General features: G+C 61.4%; 18 protein-coding genes and 1 pseudogene. 10 read left to right on the top strand and 9 right to left on the bottom strand.

Going from position 1 to position 18,659, the window contains the following annotated elements:
• Window position 1: 1 nt before the first annotated feature.
• Window positions 2-1,294: an FAD-binding oxidoreductase gene (locus tag CQ002_RS01415; RefSeq protein WP_069078560.1), complete on the top strand. Its 1,293-nt coding sequence runs from the start codon at window positions 2-4 to the stop codon at window positions 1,292-1,294.
• On the opposite strand, the gene CQ002_RS01410 is transcribed toward CQ002_RS01415, so the two are convergent.
• On the bottom strand, window positions 1,295-1,519 hold the full coding sequence (locus tag CQ002_RS01410) for a DUF1127 domain-containing protein (RefSeq protein WP_034110266.1): 225 nt from the start codon (window positions 1,517-1,519) through the stop codon (window positions 1,295-1,297).
• A 167-nt stretch (window positions 1,520-1,686) separates the two neighbouring features.
• Here CQ002_RS01410 and CQ002_RS01405 point away from each other — a divergent pair, with 167 nt between their 5' ends.
• Window positions 1,687-3,111, top strand: coding sequence for a PLP-dependent aminotransferase family protein (locus CQ002_RS01405; protein WP_105163051.1), 1,425 nt, complete (start codon window positions 1,687-1,689; stop codon window positions 3,109-3,111).
• A 62-nt stretch (window positions 3,112-3,173) separates the two neighbouring features.
• Window positions 3,174-4,742 carry a phospholipase D family protein gene (locus CQ002_RS01400; RefSeq protein ID WP_105163052.1) on the top strand — a complete coding sequence of 523 codons (1,569 nt, stop codon included), beginning with the start codon at window positions 3,174-3,176 and terminating at the stop codon, window positions 4,740-4,742.
• 55 nt (window positions 4,743-4,797) lie between these two features.
• Here CQ002_RS01400 and CQ002_RS01395 read toward each other — a convergent pair whose 3' ends face one another.
• Complete coding sequence (locus CQ002_RS01395) at window positions 4,798-5,940, bottom strand: MFS transporter (RefSeq protein WP_034110271.1); 1,143 nt, start codon at window positions 5,938-5,940, stop codon at window positions 4,798-4,800.
• A 163-nt stretch (window positions 5,941-6,103) separates the two neighbouring features.
• Window positions 6,104-7,597, bottom strand: a complete 1,494-nt coding sequence (locus CQ002_RS01390; protein ID WP_034110273.1) for an aldehyde dehydrogenase — start codon at window positions 7,595-7,597, stop codon at window positions 6,104-6,106.
• Window positions 7,598-7,827: 230 nt separating this feature from the next.
• On the opposite strand from CQ002_RS01390, the gene CQ002_RS01385 reads away from it, so the two are divergent.
• Window positions 7,828-8,190: a cupin domain-containing protein gene (locus CQ002_RS01385; RefSeq protein WP_034110275.1), complete on the top strand. Its 363-nt coding sequence runs from the start codon at window positions 7,828-7,830 to the stop codon at window positions 8,188-8,190.
• Window positions 8,191-8,261: 71 nt separating this feature from the next.
• Here the strand turns inward: CQ002_RS01385 and rpmG are convergent, their stop codons facing one another.
• Both rpmG and rpmB read right to left on the bottom strand, forming a co-directional pair.
• Complete coding sequence (gene rpmG, locus CQ002_RS01380) at window positions 8,262-8,417, bottom strand: 50S ribosomal protein L33 (RefSeq protein WP_003176906.1); 156 nt, start codon at window positions 8,415-8,417, stop codon at window positions 8,262-8,264.
• Window positions 8,418-8,428: 11 nt separating this feature from the next.
• Window positions 8,429-8,662 (bottom strand): 50S ribosomal protein L28, encoded by a 234-nt coding sequence (rpmB, locus tag CQ002_RS01375; RefSeq protein WP_010207494.1) that lies wholly within the window; start codon window positions 8,660-8,662, stop codon window positions 8,429-8,431.
• A 458-nt stretch (window positions 8,663-9,120) separates the two neighbouring features.
• On the opposite strand from rpmB, the gene CQ002_RS01370 reads away from it, so the two are divergent.
• Window positions 9,121-10,713, top strand: coding sequence for an ABC transporter substrate-binding protein (locus CQ002_RS01370; RefSeq protein WP_105163053.1), 1,593 nt, complete (start codon window positions 9,121-9,123; stop codon window positions 10,711-10,713).
• 43 nt (window positions 10,714-10,756) lie between these two features.
• Here the strand turns inward: CQ002_RS01370 and radC are convergent, their stop codons facing one another.
• Window positions 10,757-11,431 carry a DNA repair protein RadC gene (gene radC / locus CQ002_RS01365; protein ID WP_034110278.1) on the bottom strand — a complete coding sequence of 225 codons (675 nt, stop codon included), beginning with the start codon at window positions 11,429-11,431 and terminating at the stop codon, window positions 10,757-10,759.
• Window positions 11,432-11,582: 151 nt separating this feature from the next.
• Here radC and coaBC point away from each other — a divergent pair, with 151 nt between their 5' ends.
• The 4 genes and pseudogenes from coaBC to argB all read left to right on the top strand — a co-directional run bounded on the left by coaBC (window position 11,583) and on the right by argB (window position 15,838).
• Entirely contained in the window at window positions 11,583-12,791 is a 1,209-nt protein-coding gene (gene coaBC, locus CQ002_RS01360) for a bifunctional phosphopantothenoylcysteine decarboxylase/phosphopantothenate--cysteine ligase CoaBC (RefSeq protein ID WP_010207499.1), read from the top strand.
• 5 nt (window positions 12,792-12,796) lie between these two features.
• The gene (gene dut, locus CQ002_RS01355; protein ID WP_105163054.1) at window positions 12,797-13,252 is read left to right on the top strand and encodes a dUTP diphosphatase; all 456 of its coding nucleotides are present in this window, start codon (window positions 12,797-12,799) and stop codon (window positions 13,250-13,252) included.
• Between the two features lie 239 nt (window positions 13,253-13,491).
• Window positions 13,492-14,913 (top strand): annotated as a pseudogene (locus tag CQ002_RS01345) (phosphomannomutase/phosphoglucomutase); the annotation flags it as partial.
• 19 nt (window positions 14,914-14,932) lie between these two features.
• On the top strand, window positions 14,933-15,838 hold the full coding sequence (argB, locus tag CQ002_RS01340) for an acetylglutamate kinase (RefSeq protein ID WP_034110286.1): 906 nt from the start codon (window positions 14,933-14,935) through the stop codon (window positions 15,836-15,838).
• A gap of 78 nt (window positions 15,839-15,916) precedes the next feature.
• Here argB and pyrE read toward each other — a convergent pair whose 3' ends face one another.
• Entirely contained in the window at window positions 15,917-16,561 is a 645-nt protein-coding gene (gene pyrE, locus CQ002_RS01335) for an orotate phosphoribosyltransferase (protein ID WP_016969926.1), read from the bottom strand.
• A gap of 82 nt (window positions 16,562-16,643) precedes the next feature.
• Here pyrE and CQ002_RS01330 point away from each other — a divergent pair, with 82 nt between their 5' ends.
• The gene (locus tag CQ002_RS01330; RefSeq protein WP_003195493.1) at window positions 16,644-17,423 is read left to right on the top strand and encodes an exodeoxyribonuclease III; all 780 of its coding nucleotides are present in this window, start codon (window positions 16,644-16,646) and stop codon (window positions 17,421-17,423) included.
• A 58-nt stretch (window positions 17,424-17,481) separates the two neighbouring features.
• On the opposite strand, the gene CQ002_RS01325 is transcribed toward CQ002_RS01330, so the two are convergent.
• Both CQ002_RS01325 and rph read right to left on the bottom strand, forming a co-directional pair.
• Window positions 17,482-17,853, bottom strand: a complete 372-nt coding sequence (locus CQ002_RS01325) for a DUF4870 domain-containing protein (protein WP_034110287.1) — start codon at window positions 17,851-17,853, stop codon at window positions 17,482-17,484.
• A 22-nt stretch (window positions 17,854-17,875) separates the two neighbouring features.
• Window positions 17,876-18,598 carry a ribonuclease PH gene (rph, locus tag CQ002_RS01320; RefSeq protein WP_010207511.1) on the bottom strand — a complete coding sequence of 241 codons (723 nt, stop codon included), beginning with the start codon at window positions 18,596-18,598 and terminating at the stop codon, window positions 17,876-17,878.
• Between the last annotated feature and the right edge of the window lie 61 nt (window positions 18,599-18,659).

Here is an 18,659-nt window from a genome sequence, read left to right as displayed (position 1 = left end):
CATGACCGCCAGCGCCCGGCACACCCCGTCCTACTACGCCGCCAGCAGCGTACCCCAACCCGATTACCCGATGTTGACGGGCGAAATGACGGCGGATGTGTGCGTGGTGGGAGGCGGTTTTTCCGGGCTGAACACGGCATTGGAGCTGGCCGAACGCGGTTTCAGCGTGGTGCTGCTGGAAGCGCGCAAGATCGCCTGGGGCGCCAGCGGGCGTAACGGCGGCCAGTTGATTCGCGGCGTCGGCCATGGCCTGGACCAGTTTGCCAATGTGATCGGCACCGAGGGTGTACGCCAGATGAAACTGATGGGCCTGGAAGCCGTGGAGATTGTGCGTGAGCGCGTCGAACGCTTCCAGATCCCCTGCGACCTGACCTGGGGTTATTGCGACCTCGCCAACAAACCGCGCGACCTGCAAGGCCTGGCCGAAGACGCCGAAGAACTGCGCAGCCTCGGTTACCGCCATGAAGTGCGTCTGCTGCAGGCCAGCGAAATGGGCAGCGTGATCGGCTCCTCGCGCTACGTGGGCGGCATGATCGACATGGGCTCCGGCCACCTGCACCCGCTCAACCTGGCCCTCGGCGAAGCCACCGCCGCGCAGCAATTGGGCGTGAAACTGTTCGAACAGTCTGAAGTCACGCGCATCGACTACGGCCCCGAAGTCAACGTGCACACCGCCAAGGGCAACGTACGCGCCAAGACCCTGGTACTGGCCTGCAATGCCTACCTCAATGGCCTCAACCCGCACCTGAGCGGCAAAGTGCTCCCCGCCGGCAGCTATATCATCGCCACTGAGCCCTTGAGCGAAGCCCAGGCCGCCAACCTGCTGCCGCAGAACATGGCAGTGTGCGACCAGCGTGTCACAGTGGACTACTTCCGGCTTTCCGCCGACCGGCGCCTGCTGTTCGGCGGTGCCTGCCATTATTCGGGTCGCGACCCCAAGGACATCGGCGCCTATATGCGTCCGAAAATGTTGCAGGTATTCCCGCAACTGGCGGATGTGAACATCGACTACCAATGGGGCGGCATGATCGGCATCGGTGCCAATCGCTTGCCGCAGATCGGTCGCCTGGCCGACCAACCCAACGTGTATTACGCCCAGGCCTACGCCGGCCATGGTCTCAACGCCACGCACCTGGCGGGCAAGCTGCTGGCCGAAGCCATCAGTGGCCAGCAACAGGGGCGTTTCGACCTGTTCGCCCAGGTGCCGCATATCACGTTCCCAGGCGGCAAGCATCTGCGCTCACCGCTGTTGGCATTGGGGATGCTCTGGCACCGACTCAAAGAGCTGGTCTGATCAATCGCGCCAGAACGGCTTCAGACCTTCCTGGCGCGCCTGTTCAGCGGTCAGCCCAACATCACGCAGTTGCTCGCGGGTCAGCTGCAATAACGCCTTGCGCGTGTGAAGCCGCCGCCAGAACAGGCTCCAGCGGCTGATGTCGCGTGGCGCCGTCGCCCGTACTTGCTCGGCCTCCAATTCCTGACTGTGTAACGTCAGCCGCACATCGCTCATACCGTTCATTTTGCTGCCCCTCATTGGCATGGTTGCCTTGAGTGCCAAGCATGGGCGTGCGGCCAAAACCATTACAGATTCAACCGACCTTTATTAAATCCATACAGATACTGCCACTGAAGGGCTGAATCCTGTATTTTCTCCTTATCTGTACTGGTCCCCTGGGAGCGACCGCCATGACTCTTTATGTGAATCTCGCCGAGTTGCTGGGCACGCGTATCGAACAGGGCTTCTATCGCCCCGGCGATCGTTTGCCCTCTGTACGGGCGTTGAGCGTGGAACATGGGGTCAGCCTGAGCACTGTGCAGCAGGCCTATCGCTTGCTGGAAGACAACGGCCTGGCGATGCCCAAGCCGAAATCCGGCTACTTCGTCCCGGTCGGCCGTGAGCTGCCGGCCCTGCCCGAAGTCGGCCGCCCGGCCCAACGACCGGTTGAAATTTCCCAGTGGGACCAGGTGCTGGAGTTGATACGCGCAGTGCCGCGCAAAGATGTCATACAGATGGGCCGCGGTATGCCGGATGTGTTGTCGCCCACGATAAAGCCGTTGCTGCGTAGCCTCGCCCGCGTGAGCCGCCGTCAAGACCTGCCCGGCCTGTATTACGACAATATTCTCGGCTGTATGGAATTGCGCGAGCAGATCGCGCGCCTGTCATTGGATTCCGGCTGCCAGCTGACAGCCGAGGACATCGTGATCACTACCGGCTGTCATGAGGCGCTGTCCGCCAGCATCCATGCCATTTGTGAGCCGGGAGATATCGTCGCGGTGGATTCGCCAAGCTTTCACGGCGCCATGCAGACCCTCAAGGGCCTGGGCATGAAGGCCCTGGAAATCCCTACCGACCCGATCACCGGCATCAGTCTCGAAGCCCTGGAACTGGCCTTGGAACAGTGGCCGATCAAGGTCATCCAGCTGACACCCAACTGCAACAACCCCCTGGGCTACATCATGCCGGAGGCCCGCAAACGAGCGCTGCTGACCCTGGCCCAGCGCTTTGACGTGGCAATCATCGAAGACGACGTGTATGGCGAACTGGCCTACAGCTACCCGCGCCCGCGCACTATCAAGTCCTTCGACGAAGATGGCCGAGTATTGCTGTGCAGCTCGTTCTCGAAAACCCTGGCCCCCGGATTGCGCATCGGCTGGGTTGCGCCTGGCCGCTATCTGGAACGGGTGCTGCATATGAAATACATCAGCACCGGCTCTACCGCCACGCAGCCGCAGATCGCGATTGCCGAGTTCCTCAAAGGCGGTCACTTCGAACCCCACTTGCGACGGATGCGCACGCAATACCAGCGCAATCGCGACTTGATGCTGGACTGGGTCAGCCGCTACTTCCCGGCAGGCACCCGCGCCAGCCGGCCCCAGGGCAGTTTCATGCTGTGGATCGAGCTGCCCGAAGGCTTTGATACGCTCAAGCTCAACCGCGTGTTGATAGAGCAAGGCGTACAGGTGGCGGTAGGCAGCATCTTTTCAGCCTCGGGCAAGTACCGGAACTGCCTGCGCATGAACTACGCTGCCAAGCCAACCGCGCAGATTGAAGAAGCCGTGCGCAAGGTCGGCGCAGCGGCGAGCAAGATGCTCGCTGAGGCGGCCGACTGACCTTTCGCGGGAAATTGCCGTCATATGCCGACAAACGCCCCCATCTGGAAGCCACTCCCTTGATGACTCAACGGCTATTACCGTTTTTCCTGTTGGGAGCCCTGGCCCTGGGTGGCTGTGCCACTGTCAGCGCACCGCGCATCCCCAGTGACGCCCTCCCCGCCGCACAGTCGTCGTTCGGTCGTTCGATCCAGGCCCAGGCCGCGCCGTACCAGGGGCGTTCGGGTTTCCGCCTCCTGCCCAACAGCAGCGAAGCGTTCATGGCCCGCGCCGAATTGATCCGCAACGCCCAGACCAGCCTCGACCTCCAGTACTACATCGTGCACGACGGCATCAGCACCCGTATGCTGGTGGACGAACTGCTCAAGGCTGCCGACCGTGGCGTGCGGGTACGCATCCTGCTGGACGACACCACCAGCGACGGCCTCGACCAGATCATCGCTACCCTTGCCGCCCACCCCAAGATCGAGATACGCCTGTTCAACCCCTTGCACCTGGGGCGCAGCAGAGGCGTCACGCGCGCCATGGGGCGACTGTTCAACCTGTCGCTGCAACATCGGCGCATGCACAACAAGCTGTGGCTGGCGGACAACAGCGTGGCCATCGTCGGCGGGCGCAACCTGGGGGATGAGTATTTCGATGCCGAGCCCAACCTGAACTTCACCGATATCGACATGCTCAGCGTGGGGCCGGTGGCCGAGCAACTGGGACACAGTTTCGACCAGTACTGGAACAGCGCACTGAGCAAGCCCATCGATGACTTCGTCTCCGATATGCCATCCAAAGGCGACCTGGCCGCTGCGCGCATGCGCCTGGAAGCGTCGCTGGCCGAATCGCGCCAGCAGAATCACGCGCTTTACAACCGCTTGCGCACCTACCAGACCCAACCACGCATGGACACCTGGCGCCGCGAGCTGATCTGGGCCTGGAACCAAGCGCTGTGGGATGCGCCGAGCAAGGTACTGGCCAAGTCCGACCCCGACCCTCGGCTGCTGCTCACGACCCAACTGGCGCCGGAGCTGGAGGGCGTCACCCATGAGCTGATGATGATCTCGGCCTACTTCGTGCCAGGGCAACCGGGGCTGGTGTACCTGACCGGGCGCGCCGATGCCGGTGTGGCGGTGAGCCTGCTGACCAACTCCCTCGAAGCCACTGACGTCCCTGCCGTGCACGGTGGTTATGCACCCTACCGCAAGGCGCTGCTGGAACACGGGGTCAAGCTCTACGAATTGCGCCGCCAACCAGGCGACCCCGGCGCAGGCAGCGGGCCACACCTGTTCCGGCGCGGCACCTTCCGCGGCTCGGACTCCAGCTTGCATAGCAAGGCAATGATCTTTGACCGGGAAAAGTCGTTTATCGGCTCGTTCAACTTCGACCCACGCTCGGTGCTGTGGAACACCGAAGTCGGTGTGCTGGTCGACAGCCCGGAGCTGGCGGAGCACGTGCGCAACCTGGCCCTGCAAGGCATGGCGCCGGCCCTGAGCTACGAGGCGAAACTGCAGGACGGCCAAATCGTGTGGGTGACCGAAGATAACGGCCAGTTGCACACCCTGACCCGCGAGCCGGGCAGTTGGTGGCGACGGTTCAATGCCTGGTTCGCCACCTCCGTCGGCCTGGAACGCATGCTCTGAAAACCACACAGGTCAACCGTGGGAGCTGGCTCCCACAGTGAAATGCATGTGCGGGTCAGGCCGGCTGTGCTGCGCCAAACGCCCCCTGGCGCAGCAACAACAGCACCAGGCCCAGGGCACCGGCAGCCATCAGCAACGGCAGTGCATGCCCGCTGATCCACTGGCTGCCGGCGCCGGCTACCAGCGGGCCGATCAGGCAACCGATACCCCACAACTGCGCCACGTGGGCGTTGGCGCGAACCAGCGCATCGTCGCGGTAACGCTCGCCGATCAGGATCAACGACAGGGTAAATAAGCCACCGGCACTCGCGCCGAACACGACCCATACCGGCCAGATCAACAGCGTGTGCATCAGCAGCGGGATCGCCAGGCTCGATGCCAGCAACAACACAGCACAACTCAGGAATAACGTGCGCCGCGGCAGGTAGTCGGCCAGCGCACCAATGGGCAGTTGCAGCAGCGCATCACCGACCACGACCGTGCTGACCATGGCCAGGGCAATCTCGGCGGTGAAACCCTGTTGCAGGCAGTACACCGGCAGCAGCGTCAGGATCATCGCCTCGAATGCGGCAAACAACGCCACCGCCCAGGCAATCGCGGGCAGGCTCAGGCAGAAGCGCCACAGTTGCGCGAACGTCACGCTGAAGGACTCGGCGGTTGGCGCACCGGAACGGCCCAGCAACAGCAGCGGCGCCATCACCAACAGGCCCACGCCCACCCAGAAGCCGTAGTCATGGTCGGTGCCGATCAAGCCCAACAGCAATGGGCCCGATAGCTGGCTCAAGGCATAACTGCAGCCGTAGAGCGCCACCAGCCGACCGCGCCACTGCTCCACGACCAACTGGTTGATCCAGCTTTCGCCGAGGATAAACACAATGGTGAGGATCACCCCGATCATCAGCCGCAGCACCAACCACACCGGGTAATTGGGCAGGACCGCCAGCAAGCCGATGGACACCGCGCCCGCCCACAGGCACAGGCGCATGAGGTTGGCCGTGCCGAGCCATGAAGCCAGGCGACTGGAAATCTTCGCACCGAGCAGTACACCAAAGGCCGGCATCGCCGCCATTACGCCGATGGCGAAACTGCCGTAACCCCAGCTTTCGAGACGCAGGGACACCAGCGGCATGCTGACGCCCAGGGCCAGACCGACGCTGAGCACTGAAGCCAGGACGGCGAAATAAGTCGCCCAACGCATGTCCACGCTCCTGTGGATAATTTTTCCGGGTTGCAAAACGAACGGTAGGAGCGGGCTTGCCCGCGATGCAGGCACCTCAGCGTGTCAGGCACACCTCGGTGATGCTATCGCAGGCCAGCCAGCTCCCACACAAGCTCGCTCCTACAGGGACCAGCGGTGTTGCTTAGAGCTTGATCCAGGTCGCCTTCAGCTCGGTGTACTTATCGAACGCATGCAGCGACTTGTCGCGACCGTTACCCGACTGCTTGAAACCACCAAACGGCGCAGTCATGTCGCCGCCGTCATACTGGTTGACCCACACGCTACCGGCGCGCAGGGCCTTGGCGGTCAGGTGCGCCTTCGAGATATCCGCCGTCCACACCGCCGCGGCCAGGCCGTATTGAGTGTCGTTGGCGATGGCGACCGCTTCCTCGGCGCTGTCGAAGGTGATTACCGACAGGACTGGACCAAAGATCTCTTCCTGGGCGATCTTCATCGCGTTGGTCACACCGTCGAAAATCGTCGGCTCGACGTAGGTGCCGCCCGTTTCTTCCAGGGTGCGCTTGCCACCCGCCACCAGCTTGGCGCCATCGGCATGGCCAGCTTCGATGTACGAAAGCACGGTGTTCATCTGCTGGGTGTCCACCAGCGCACCCACGTTGGTGGCCGGGTCAAGCGGGTTGCCTGGTTTCCAGCCCTTGAGGGCCTCGATCACCAGCGGCAGGAATGTGTCCTTGATAGAGCGTTCCACCAGCAGGCGCGAACCTGCGGTGCAGACTTCGCCCTGGTTAAAGGCAATGGCACCGGCTGCGGATTCGGCCGCGGCTTGCAGGTCCGGCGCATCGGCAAACACGATGTTCGGGCTCTTACCGCCCGCTTCCAGCCATACACGCTTCATGTTCGATTCGCCGGAGCGGATCAACAGTTGCTTGGCGATCTTGGTGGAACCGGTGAACACCAGGGTATCGACGTCCATGTGCAGCGCCAGCGCGTTGCCGACGGTGTGGCCGTAGCCCGGCAGCACGTTGAACACGCCTTTTGGAATACCGGCTTCAACGGCCAGGGCTGCGATGCGGATGGCCGTCAGCGGGGACTTCTCGGACGGCTTGAGGATCACGGAGTTACCGGTGGACAGCGCCGGGCCGAGCTTCCAGCAGGCCATCATCAGTGGGAAGTTCCACGGCACGATGGCGCCGACAACGCCAACCGGCTCACGGGTCACCAGGCCCAGTTGGTCGTGTGGGGTTGCGGCGACTTCGTCGTAGATTTTGTCGATGGCTTCGCCGCTCCAGCTCAGGGCATTCGCCGCGCCGGGTACGTCGATGTTCAGGGAGTCGCTGATCGGCTTGCCCATGTCCAGGGTCTCGAGCAGCGCCAGCTCTTCGGCATTGGCCTTGAGCAACGCGGCGAAACGGATCATGGCGGATTTGCGCTTGGCCGGCGCCAGGCGCGACCACACACCGGAATTGAACGTGGCGCGAGCGTTTTCCACGGCGCGCTGGGCATCGGCGACATCACAGCTGGCAACAGTGGCCAGGAGGCGACCATCGACCGGGCTGATGCATTCGAAGGTGTCACCGGAAACAGCGGCGGTGTATTCGCCATTGATGTAGGCGCGGCCTTCGATCTTAAGATCCTTGGCGCGTTGCTCCCAGTCGGCACGGGTCAGGGTGGTCATGCGAGTGTCCTCCTCTTATTGAATACAAGGGCCAGGCGATGTGCCCCGGCAACCTCAAAGAATGCTTGCCCGGTCAGCCAGCTGTTCGGCTCAAGGCAGCTGCCACCCTAAACCAGCGGCTGGGGATGTTTCAATATATTTGACATAACGCCAGCAAACGCCCTTGCGATGTTCATTTTAATAAACATAGACTTTGGACTCTCCAACCGCAGGCCAGACGGGACACGCACATGAGCATCCAGGACATCGTCGACTTCAGCCAAGCCAGCACGGCCCCAGACCGCTACCGTCCGGCCGCCGAGAAAATCCTCAAGGGCGATCCCGAGCAAACCCTCTACAACCATTACAACAGCCCGTGCGGCCAGATGAGTGCAGGGGTGTGGGAAGGTGAAGTCGGGCAATGGAAGGTCAATTACACCGAGCATGAGTACTGCGAGATTGTGCAGGGCGTATCCGTACTGCGTGATGACGATGGCAACGCCAAGACCTTGCGCGCGGGTGACCGCTTCGTGATCCCGGCCGGGTTCAGCGGCACTTGGGAAGTGCTGGAGCCTTGCCGCAAGATCTACGTGGTGTTCGAACAAAAAGCCTGATCAGCAAATCGCAGGCAAAAAAAAGCCCGGATCGTGAGATACGGGCTTTTTTTCACAAGGAAGAAAATCAATTACTTGATTTTGCCTTCTTTGTAGATCACGTGCTTGCGAACGCGCGGGTCGAACATTTTCTTTTCGAGCTTGTCCGGGGTAGTACGCTTGTTCTTGTCGGTAGTGTAGAAGTGACCAGTACCGGCGCTAGAGATCATTCGAATCAATTCACGCATGATATAGCTCCTTAGATTGTGCCAGCGCGGCGCAATTCAGCCAGCACGACAGTGATGCCACGCTTGTCGATGATGCGCATGCCTTTGGCAGATACGCGCAGACGGACGAAACGTTTCTCTTCTTCAACCCAGAAGCGGTGATGCTGCAGGTTCGGCAGGAAACGACGACGGGTTTTGTTATTTGCGTGGGAAATGTTATTCCCAGTCACCGGACCCTTACCGGTAACTTGACAGACTCTCGACATGCCTCAGCCCTCTAAAACCACATGCCCAACCCGGCATGGGTTGGCCGCTTAATCTCTCAGTCATTTGGCGCCAGGCGCCGCGTTTCTTTAGGGTCTTACCGGCTACACCTACAAGCGAAGGAACCGGGCCCCTAGAAAAGAGCGCTGCTTTATACCAGAAAGACCCCAGTGCAACAACAGCCCGTGTGTTTTTACTGGCGTAAATCTTGGCGGCAGACGCCTGAACCGTTGCCAGGAGGGGCCGCTGTCACAGCCGACCGCTCGTCGCACAGAATGATTTACAGCGCACGCAAGCACGGTGAAGTGCACGACGAAACGCGCTGAGGTGCCATCAAAACAGCATTTGCAGGAAAAGCACAGGCAAAAATGGGCTAGTCATTTACCTATCAGACCACTACGGTAGGACTTTTCCAGACTGCACTCGCAGATGGGCCTTCGATCTGCAAAGGAAACCGAACATGCGCCTCGCTGCCCTACCGCTATTGCTAGCCCCTCTATTTATCGCCCCGCTGGCCTCAGCCGCCAGCACCTTGAGCGTGTGCACCGAGGCCAGCCCCGAGGGGTTCGATGTGGTGCAATACAACTCGCTGACCACCACCAACGCCTCGGCCGACGTGCTGATGAACCGCCTGGTGGACTACGACGCAGCCAACGGTAAGCTGGTGCCAAGCCTGGCGGACAGTTGGGAAGTCTCGCCGGATGGCCTGACCTATACCTTCAAGCTACACCCGCAGGTGAAATTCCATCGCACCGAGTACTTCACCCCAAGCCGCACCCTGACCGCCGAAGACGTGCGCTTCAGCTTCGAGCGCATGCTCGACCCGGCTAACCCATGGCACAAGATCGCCCAGAGCGGCTTCCCCCACGCCCAGTCACTGCAGCTGCCGACGCTGGTGAAGAAAATCGACGCACTTGACCCACTGACCGTGCGCTTCACCCTGGACCATGCCGACTCCACGTTCCTCGCCGCGCTGAGCATGGGCTTTGCCTCTATCTACCCGGCGGAATATGCCGACAAGCTGCTCAAGGCCGGCACGCCAGAGAAGCTCAACAGCCAGCCGATCGGCACCGGGCCGTTCATCTTCAGCCGTTTCCAGAAAGATGCCGTGGTGCGCTACAAGGCCAACCCAGACTACTTCGCCGGCAAACCGGCGGTGGATAACCTGATCTTCGCCATTACCCCGGACGCCAACGTGCGCCTGCAGAAGTTGCACCGCGACGAATGCCAGATCGCCCTGTCGCCCAAGCCGCTGGACGTGGGCGAGGCCGAAAAAGACCCGGCGCTCAAGGTGGAGAAAACCGCGGCGTTCATGACCGCCTTCGTCGCCATCAATAGCCAGCACCCGCCCCTGGACAAGCCGGAAGTACGCCAGGCGATCAACCTGGCGTTCGACAAGGGCAGCTATCTCAAGGCCGTGTTTGAAGGCACCGCCGAAGCCGCCAATGGCCCTTACCCGCCCAACACCTGGAGCTATGCCAAGGACCTGCCTGGTTATCCACAGGACCTCGCCAAGGCCAAGGCGCTGCTGGACCGTGCCGCCCTCAAGGACGGTTTCAAGACCACCATTTGGACCCGCCCTACCGGCAGCCTGCTAAACCCAAACCCGAACCTCGGCGCACAGCTGCTGCAGGCTGACCTGGCCAAGGTCGGCATCCAGGCCGAGATCCGCGTGATCGAATGGGGCGAGCTGATTCGCCGCGCCAAAGCCGGTGAACACGACCTGCTGTTCATGGGCTGGGCCGGCGACAATGGCGACCCGGATAACTTCCTGACCCCGCAGTTCTCCTGCGCGGCGGTGAAGTCCGGCACCAACTTCGCCCGCTACTGCGACCCTGCGCTGGACAAGCTGATCAGCGCCGGCAAGACCACCAGCGAGCAAGGCGTGCGCAGCAAGCTGTACCAGCAGGCCCAGGCGCAGATCCAGCAGCAGGCGCTGTGGCTGCCGCTTGCGCACCCAACGGCGTTTGCCCTGGCCCGCAAGAACGTCGAGGGCTACCAGGTAAGCCCGTTCGGGCGCCAAGATTTCTCGAAAGTCAGCATCAAGCCCTAAGCTGCAAGCTGCAAGCCCGTCTTCAGGCTTGCAGCTGCCTCTCCTACATCCAACCGTACTCCGCCATCGACAACGGGTCGCCGTCCCCGACGATGATGTGATCCAGCACCCGCACATCCACCACCTCCAGGGCTTTCTGCAGCAACTTGGTCAACTTTCGATCAGCTGCGCTCGGCTCAAGGCTGCCGGAAGGATGGTTATGACACAGGATCAGCGCCGCCGCGTTGTAGGCCAACGCGCGCTTGACCACTTGCCGGGGGTAAACCATCGCGGCATCAATGGTGCCTTGTGACAACGCCTCGAAACCCAGCACCCTATGCCTTGAATCAAGAAACAGGCAGCCGAAGATCTCATGGGGCTCATGGCGCAGCATGGCCTTCAGATAGTCGCGCACGGCCATCGGACTCTCCAGCACCGAGTCATGTCGCAGGCGCTCGGCCATGTGCCGCTTGGCCATTTCCAGCACAGCCTGCAACTGCGCAAACTTTGCCGGCCCCAACCCCAGTTGCTGGTTGAACAGCGCCTGACTGGCCTCCAGCAGCGGGCGCAAGCCGCCGAATTGCGCCAACAGATGGCGCGCCAGGTCCACCGCGCTCCTGCCGGAAACCCCAGTACGCAGGAAGATCGCCAGCAGCTCGGCATCCGACAGACTCGCCGCGCCCCATTCCAAAAGTTTCTCCCGCGGCCGCTCTGTCGCCGGCCAATCGCGAATACTCATCTCACCTCCCTTCCATATGCGCCATGTGCACCGCTGCTGCCTCGCGGACGCTGTGTTATCGTAGGCCCTCTTTTTTGCATGCGATTTCCCCTGGGGAGGGGGCATCGCAGGCGTCACTGAACTGGCATCACTGAACTGGAAAGGCAAACCAATGCAGCGTCTGTATCGGAAACGCATCGTTCTCGGCGTTGGCGGCGGCATTGCCGCCTACAAGAGCGCAGAGCTGGTCCGCAGGCTTCTGGACCAAGGCGCCGAAGTGCGCGTGGTCATGACGCGCGGCGGCAGTGAGTTCATTACTCCACTGACCATGCAGGCCTTGTCCGGGCACCCGGTTCACCTCGATCTGCTGGACCCTGCGGCCGAAGCCGCCATGGGCCATATCGAGCTGGCCAAGTGGGCCGACCTGGTGCTGATCGCCCCGGCCACCGCCGACCTGATCGCCCGCCTGGCCCAGGGCATCGCCGATGACCTGCTGACCACCCTGGTACTGGCCACCGACGCCACCGTCGCCATCGCCCCGGCCATGAACCAGGCCATGTGGCGCGACCCGGCCACCCAAGCCAACACCCAACTCCTGCAAAGCCGAGGCCTCAAGGTGTTCGGCCCGGCGTCCGGCAGCCAGGCCTGCGGCGACGTCGGCATGGGCCGCATGCTCGAAGCCACCGACTTGGCGCTGTGCGCCGCCGAGTGTTTCCAGCACCTGGCCCTGACCGGCAAGCACGTGCTGATCACGGCCGGCCCGACTCAGGAAAACATCGACCCGGTGCGCTACATCACCAACCATAGCTCAGGAAAAATGGGCTTTGCCCTGGCCGAAGCGGCGGTCGAGGCAGGCGCACGTGTGACCTTGATCACCGGCCCGGTGCATTTGCCGACGCCTGATCGGGTCACGCGAATCGACGTAGTCAGCGCCCGCGACATGTTGGCGGCCTGTGAAGCCGCCATTCCGTGCGACCTGTTCATCGCCTCGGCTGCAGTTGCGGACTACCGCCCGGAAGTCGTCGCCCCGCAAAAACTCAAGAAAGACCCTACAAGCGGTGACGGCCTGCTCCTGCAAATGGTGCGCAACCCGGACATCCTGGCGACCATCGCCACCCGTGCGGACCGTCCGTTCAGTGTCGGCTTCGCCGCCGAGACCGAGCACCTGCTGGACTACGCCGCACGCAAATTGAAAGACAAAAACCTCGACCTGATCGTTGCCAATGATGTCGCCAACCCGAGCATCGGCTTCAACAGTGAGGAAAATGCGATCAGCGTGATCGATCGCGAGCTGCACGCCACCGTTTTCGCCCAGACCAGCAAGGGCAAGATTGCCCGCCAACTGATCTCTTTTATCGCCCAACGGCTGAACCAGGTTTAATTTCCATGCACGCTTTGCAAGCCAAGATCCTCGACCCACGCATCGGCACCGAATTCCCGCTGCCAGCCTACGCCACCCCGGGCTCCGCCGGCCTCGACCTGCGCGCCATGCTCAAGGAAGACACCGTCCTTGAGCCAGGCCAGACCATCCTGATTCCAACCGGCCTGTCGATCTACGTCGGTGACCCAGGCCTGGCGGCACTGATCCTGCCGCGCTCCGGCCTGGGTCACAAACACGGCATCGTGCTGGGTAATCTGGTAGGCCTGATCGACTCGGACTATCAGGGTGAGCTGATGGTGTCTTGCTGGAACCGTGGCCAGACCGCCTTCAACATCGCCGTCGGCGAGCGCATTGCCCAACTGGTGCTGGTGCCGGTGGTGCAGGCACACTTTGAGTTGGTGGAGAAATTTGACGAAACACAACGTGGCGCAGGCGGGTTTGGGCATTCCGGCAGCCACTGACTAAGCTGAAACTGGCCGGGCACCCTGCCCGGCCCGACGCCACCGCAAGGCTTTTCAGGACGAAGAATGCGCGGACTTTATCAGCGAGATTTCCCCATAGAAATCAAAGTGTTACGCAGAAAGGAAGAAGGGGCCAGCGCTCCGATGGCATTTTTGCACCACGAACTCTCTGCCGAAAACACCGTCATACCCTTCAGTTTGAGCCTGCCGGTCAGCCACATTAAGGCCAGCCTTGCCCCCTTCAGATGGAGTTTCCCCCCGCGATGAGTACCGCAGCCCGAGTAGCCCCGACATTCCCCGACAGCATCTTTCGCGCCTATGACATTCGTGGCGTGGTGCCCAAGACCCTCACGGCCGAAACCGCCTACTGGATTGGCCGCGCCATCGGCTCCCAGAGCCTGGCTCAGGATGAACCCAACGTTTCGGTCGGCCGTGACGGGCGACTGTCCGGCCCGGAGCTGGTGGAACAACTGATCCAGGGCCTGGCCGACAGCGGTTGCCATGTGAGTGACGTCGGCCTGGTGCCGACGCCTGCGCTGTACTACGCAGCCAACGTACTGGCAGGCAAGTCCGGGGTGATGCTGACCGGCAGCCATAACCCGTCGGACTACAACGGTTTCAAGATCGTCATCGCGGGCGACACGCTGGCCAACGAACAGATCCAGGCCCTGCACAACCGCCTGAAAACCAACGACCTGACCAGCGGTAAGGGCACCATCACCAAAGTTGACATCCTGCAGCGCTACTCTGACGAAATCACCCGTGACGTCAAACTCGCGCGCCGCTTGAAAGTGGTGGTGGACTGCGGCAACGGCGCCGCCGGCGTGATCGCCCCGCAGTTGCTGGAAGCCCTGAATTGCGAAGTGATTCCTTTGTTCTGCGAGGTCGACGGCCACTTCCCCAACCACCACCCGGACCCGGGCAAGCCGGAAAACCTGGTAGACCTGATCGCCAAGGTCAAGGAAACCGGGGCGGACGTCGGCCTGGCCTTTGACGGCGACGGCGACCGTGTGGGTGTGGTGACGGAAACCGGCGAAATCGTGTTCCCGGATCGCCTGCTGATGCTGTTTGCCCGTGACGTGGTGGCGCGCAACCCCAACGCCGAGATCATCTTCGACGTGAAGTGCACCCGCCGCCTTACCCCGCTGATCAAGGAATATGGCGGTCGCCCGCTAATGTGGAAGACGGGTCACTCGTTGATCAAAAAGAAGATGAAGGAAACCGGCGCGCTGTTGGCCGGCGAAATGAGCGGCCACGTGTTCTTCAAGGAGCGCTGGTTCGGCTTTGACGACGGCATTTACAGCGCGGCGCGCCTGCTGGAGATCCTCAGCAAGGAAAAATCCACCGCCGAAGAGCTGTTCCAGACCTTCCCGAACGATATTTCTACGCCAGAGATCAATATCCATGTGACCGAGGAGAGCAAATTCAGCATCATTGACGCACTGCACGATGCGCAATGGGGTGAAGGCGCCAACCTGACTACCATTGATGGTGTGCGAGTCGATTACGCCAAAGGCTGGGGCCTGGTTCGCGCGTCCAACACCACACCGGTGCTGGTCCTGCGTTTCGAGGCGGATACCGAGGCTGAGTTGCAGCGCATCAAGGACGTGTTCCACGCCCAGTTGAAACGTGTTGCCCCTGATCTCCAATTACCGTTCTGATTTTTTACCGGAGCCCTGAATGACCCTCGAACGCGAAGCCGCTGCCAACACTGCCAAGGTCCTTTCCGAAGCGTTGCCTTACATCCGACGCTACGTCGGCAAGACGCTGGTGATCAAGTACGGCGGCAATGCCATGGAAAGCGACGAGCTGAAAACCGGCTTTGCCCGCGACATCGTGTTGATGAAAGCGGTGGGGATCAACCCGGTGGTGGTCCACGGTGGCGGCCCGCAAATCGGCGACCTGCTCAAGCGCTTGTCGATCGAGAGTCACTTCATCGATGGCATGCGCGTCACTGACGCGCAGACCATGGACGTGGTGGAAATGGTCCTGGGTGGCCAGGTCAACAAGGACATCGTCAACCTGATCAACCGCCACGGCGGCAGCGCCATTGGCCTGACCGGCAAGGACGCGGAGCTGATCCGCGCGAAAAAACTGACCGTAACCCGTCAGACCCCGGAAATGACCCAGCCGGAAATCATCGACATCGGCCAAGTAGGCGAAGTGATCGGCATCAACACCGACCTGCTGAACCTGCTGGTCAAGGGCGACTTCATTCCGGTGATCGCGCCGATCGGCGTAGGCGCCAATGGCGAGTCCTACAACATCAACGCCGACCTGGTGGCCGGCAAGGTGGCCGAAGCATTGAAAGCTGAAAAGCTGATGCTGCTGACCAACATCGCCGGCTTGATGGACAAGGAAGGCAAGGTGTTGACCGGCCTGACGACCCAGCAGGTCGACGAGCTGATCGCCGACGGCACCATCTACGGCGGCATGCTGCCGAAGATCCGTTGCGCACTGGAAGCGGTGCAAGGCGGCGTGGGCAGCTCGCTGATCATCGATGGCCGGGTACCGAATGCGGTGCTGCTGGAGATCTTCACCGACACCGGCATGGGCACGCTGATCAGTAACCGCAAGCGTCCTTAAACGCTGAAAACAAAAAGGCCCCGCTCAACAGGATTGAGCGGGGCCTTTTTTATGCACTCGCTACTGCAGGACGGTGGGTCAGACGCCGAACTGCTCGCGGTATGCACGCACCGCCGGCAGGTGTTGCTTGAGCTGCGGGTCATCTTCCAGGAACTGCAGCACCTGGTTCAGCGACACGATGCTTACCACAGGAATGCCAAAATCGCGCTCAACTTCCTGGATGGCTGACAATTCACCGTTGCCGCGCTCCTGGCGGTTCAGCGCGATCAGCACGCCGGCGGCCTTGGCGCCTTCCTGCGACGCGATGATCTGCATCACTTCGCGGATGGCCGTACCGGCGGTGATCACGTCGTCGATGATCAGCACATCGCCCTTGAGCGGCGCCCCCACCAGGCTGCCACCTTCGCCGTGGGCCTTGGCTTCCTTGCGGTTGAAGCACCATGGCAGGTCCTGCCCGTGATGTTCAGCCAGGGCCACAGCGGTAGCGGCGGCCAGGGGGATGCCCTTGTACGCCGGGCCGAAGAGGACGTCGAACGGAATACCGCTTTCAACGATGGCGGCCGCATAGAAACGACCCAGCTGAGCCAGGGCCGAACCGGAGTTGAACAAGCCGGCATTGAAGAAGTACGGACTGGTGCGCCCGGACTTCAGGGTGAACTCACCGAAGCGCAAAACGCCGCGATCGATGGCAAAACGAATGAAATCGCGTTGATACGCCTGCATGAAAAAAGCCTCAGATACCACGGATTTAGCTAATTAGGTAGACGGCGTGTATCATACACGCACGCGATTTTTGGGGCCATTTATGCGGATCATCAGTGTGAACGTTAATGGTATTCAGGCTGCAGTCGAGCGTGGTTTGCTCAGTTGGCTGCAAGCCCAGAATGCCGACGTCATCTGCCTGCAGGATACCCGCGCCTCCGCCTTTGAACTGGACGACCCAGCCTTCCAACTGGATGGCTACTTCCTTTATGCCTGCGATGCCGAAGTGCCCACCCAAGGTGGCGTGGCTTTGTATTCGCGGTTGCAACCCAAGGCGGTCATCAGCGGCCTCGGCTTCGAGACAGCCGACCGCTACGGGCGCTACCTGCAAGCCGATTTCGACAAGGTCAGCATCGCGACCTTGCTGCTTCCTTCGGGGCAGAACGGCGATGAAGACTTGAACCAGAAGTTCAAGCTAATGGACGATTTCGCCCGTTACCTGGATAAACAGCGACGCAAACGTCGCGAGTACATTTATTGTGGCTCGCTGTACGTGGCGCAACAGAAGCTGGATATCAAGAACTGGCGCGACAGCCAGCAATCCCCGGGCTTCCTGGCGCCTGAACGCGCCTGGATGGACGAGATTGTCGGCAACATGGGCTATGTGGATGCCCTGCGCGAAGTCAGTCGCGAAGGTGACCAGTACAGCTGGTGGCCAGATAACGAACAGGCTGAGATGCTCAACCTGGGCTGGCGCTTCGACTACCAGTTGCTGACCCCAGGCCTGCGCCGGTTCGTTCGCAGCGCACGCCTGCCGCGCCAGCCACGCTTCTCGCAGCATGCGCCGCTGATAGTGGACTACGACTGGACACTGACCATCTGAGGTCTTTTTCCAGGCACAAAAAAACCGACATCGCTGTCGGTTTTTTTGTGCCTGCTCGTTATTTGATCACGCGCCAGGTCAAGGGGTAGCGATACGCGATGCCCTTGTTGGCCTTGATGCTGCCAATGATGGTCAGCACCACCGTGGCGATCGCCAGGGCGAACATCAGGAAAAAGCCAATCACTGCGAAGGCAAGCACAATGCAAGCGATCCAGGCAATGGCCACGGTGATCTGGAAGTTCAGGGCTTCCTTGCCCTGATCATCAACGAACGGGTCCACTTCTTTCTTCATCTGCCACAGGATCAGTGGCCCCACGACGCTGCCGAAGGGGAACACGAAACCCAGAAACGCCGCGAGATGGCACAACATTGCCCCCTGGCGCACTTCGTAGGAAGGCGTAGGCACCGGCATCTGGTTGTTGTCATTCATGGCGTTTCTCCTTGAGACGGGCTCAGTCCGCCAGGGCGGCGTTCTGCAGCTCGAAGATTTCGGTCATGCCTTTCTGGGCCAGGGCGAGCATGGCGTTCAGGTCGGCCGGCTGGAAGGGTGCGCCTTCAGCAGTGCCCTGCACTTCGATGAAACCACCGGTGCTGGTCATGACCACGTTCAGGTCGGTCTCGGCAGCCGAGTCTTCCAGGTAGTCCAGGTCCAGCACTGGCTCGCCCTGATACATGCCTACCGACACAGCGGCGATCATCTGCTTGAGCGGATCGCCTGCTTTCAGGCCGCCACGCTTCTTGATCACTTTCAGTGCATCAACCAGGGCAACCATGGCGCCGGTGATGGACGCGGTACGGGTGCCGCCATCGGCCTGGATAACGTCGCAGTCGACGTACAGCGTCACGTCGCCCAGCTTGGACATGTCCAGGGCTGCGCGCAGCGAACGACCGATCAGTCGCTGGATTTCCAGGGTACGGCCGCCTTGCTTGCCACGGCTGGCTTCACGCTGGTTACGCTCGCCGGTCGCGCGCGGCAGCATGCCGTACTCGGCCGTCAGCCAGCCCTGGCCCTGGCCTTTAAGGAAGCGCGGCACGCCGTTTTCAACGCTGACGGTGCAGATGACCTTGGTATCGCCAAACTCGACCAGTACAGACCCCTCGGCGTGTTTGGTGTAGTTGCGGGTGATGCGGATCGAGCGGAGCTGATCGGCAGCGCGACCACTTGGACGTTTCATAGGGAGACACCTGTACTGAGGACGAAAAACTGCCGAGCATTATAGAGCCGTGAGCCGATTC

Source organism: Pseudomonas sp. MYb13 (assembly GCF_002980075.1).
Taxonomy (GTDB): domain Bacteria; phylum Pseudomonadota; class Gammaproteobacteria; order Pseudomonadales; family Pseudomonadaceae; genus Aquipseudomonas; species Aquipseudomonas lurida.
The sequence above is the reverse complement of the archived record's forward strand: the minus strand, read 5'-3'. Positions and strand labels throughout refer to the sequence as shown.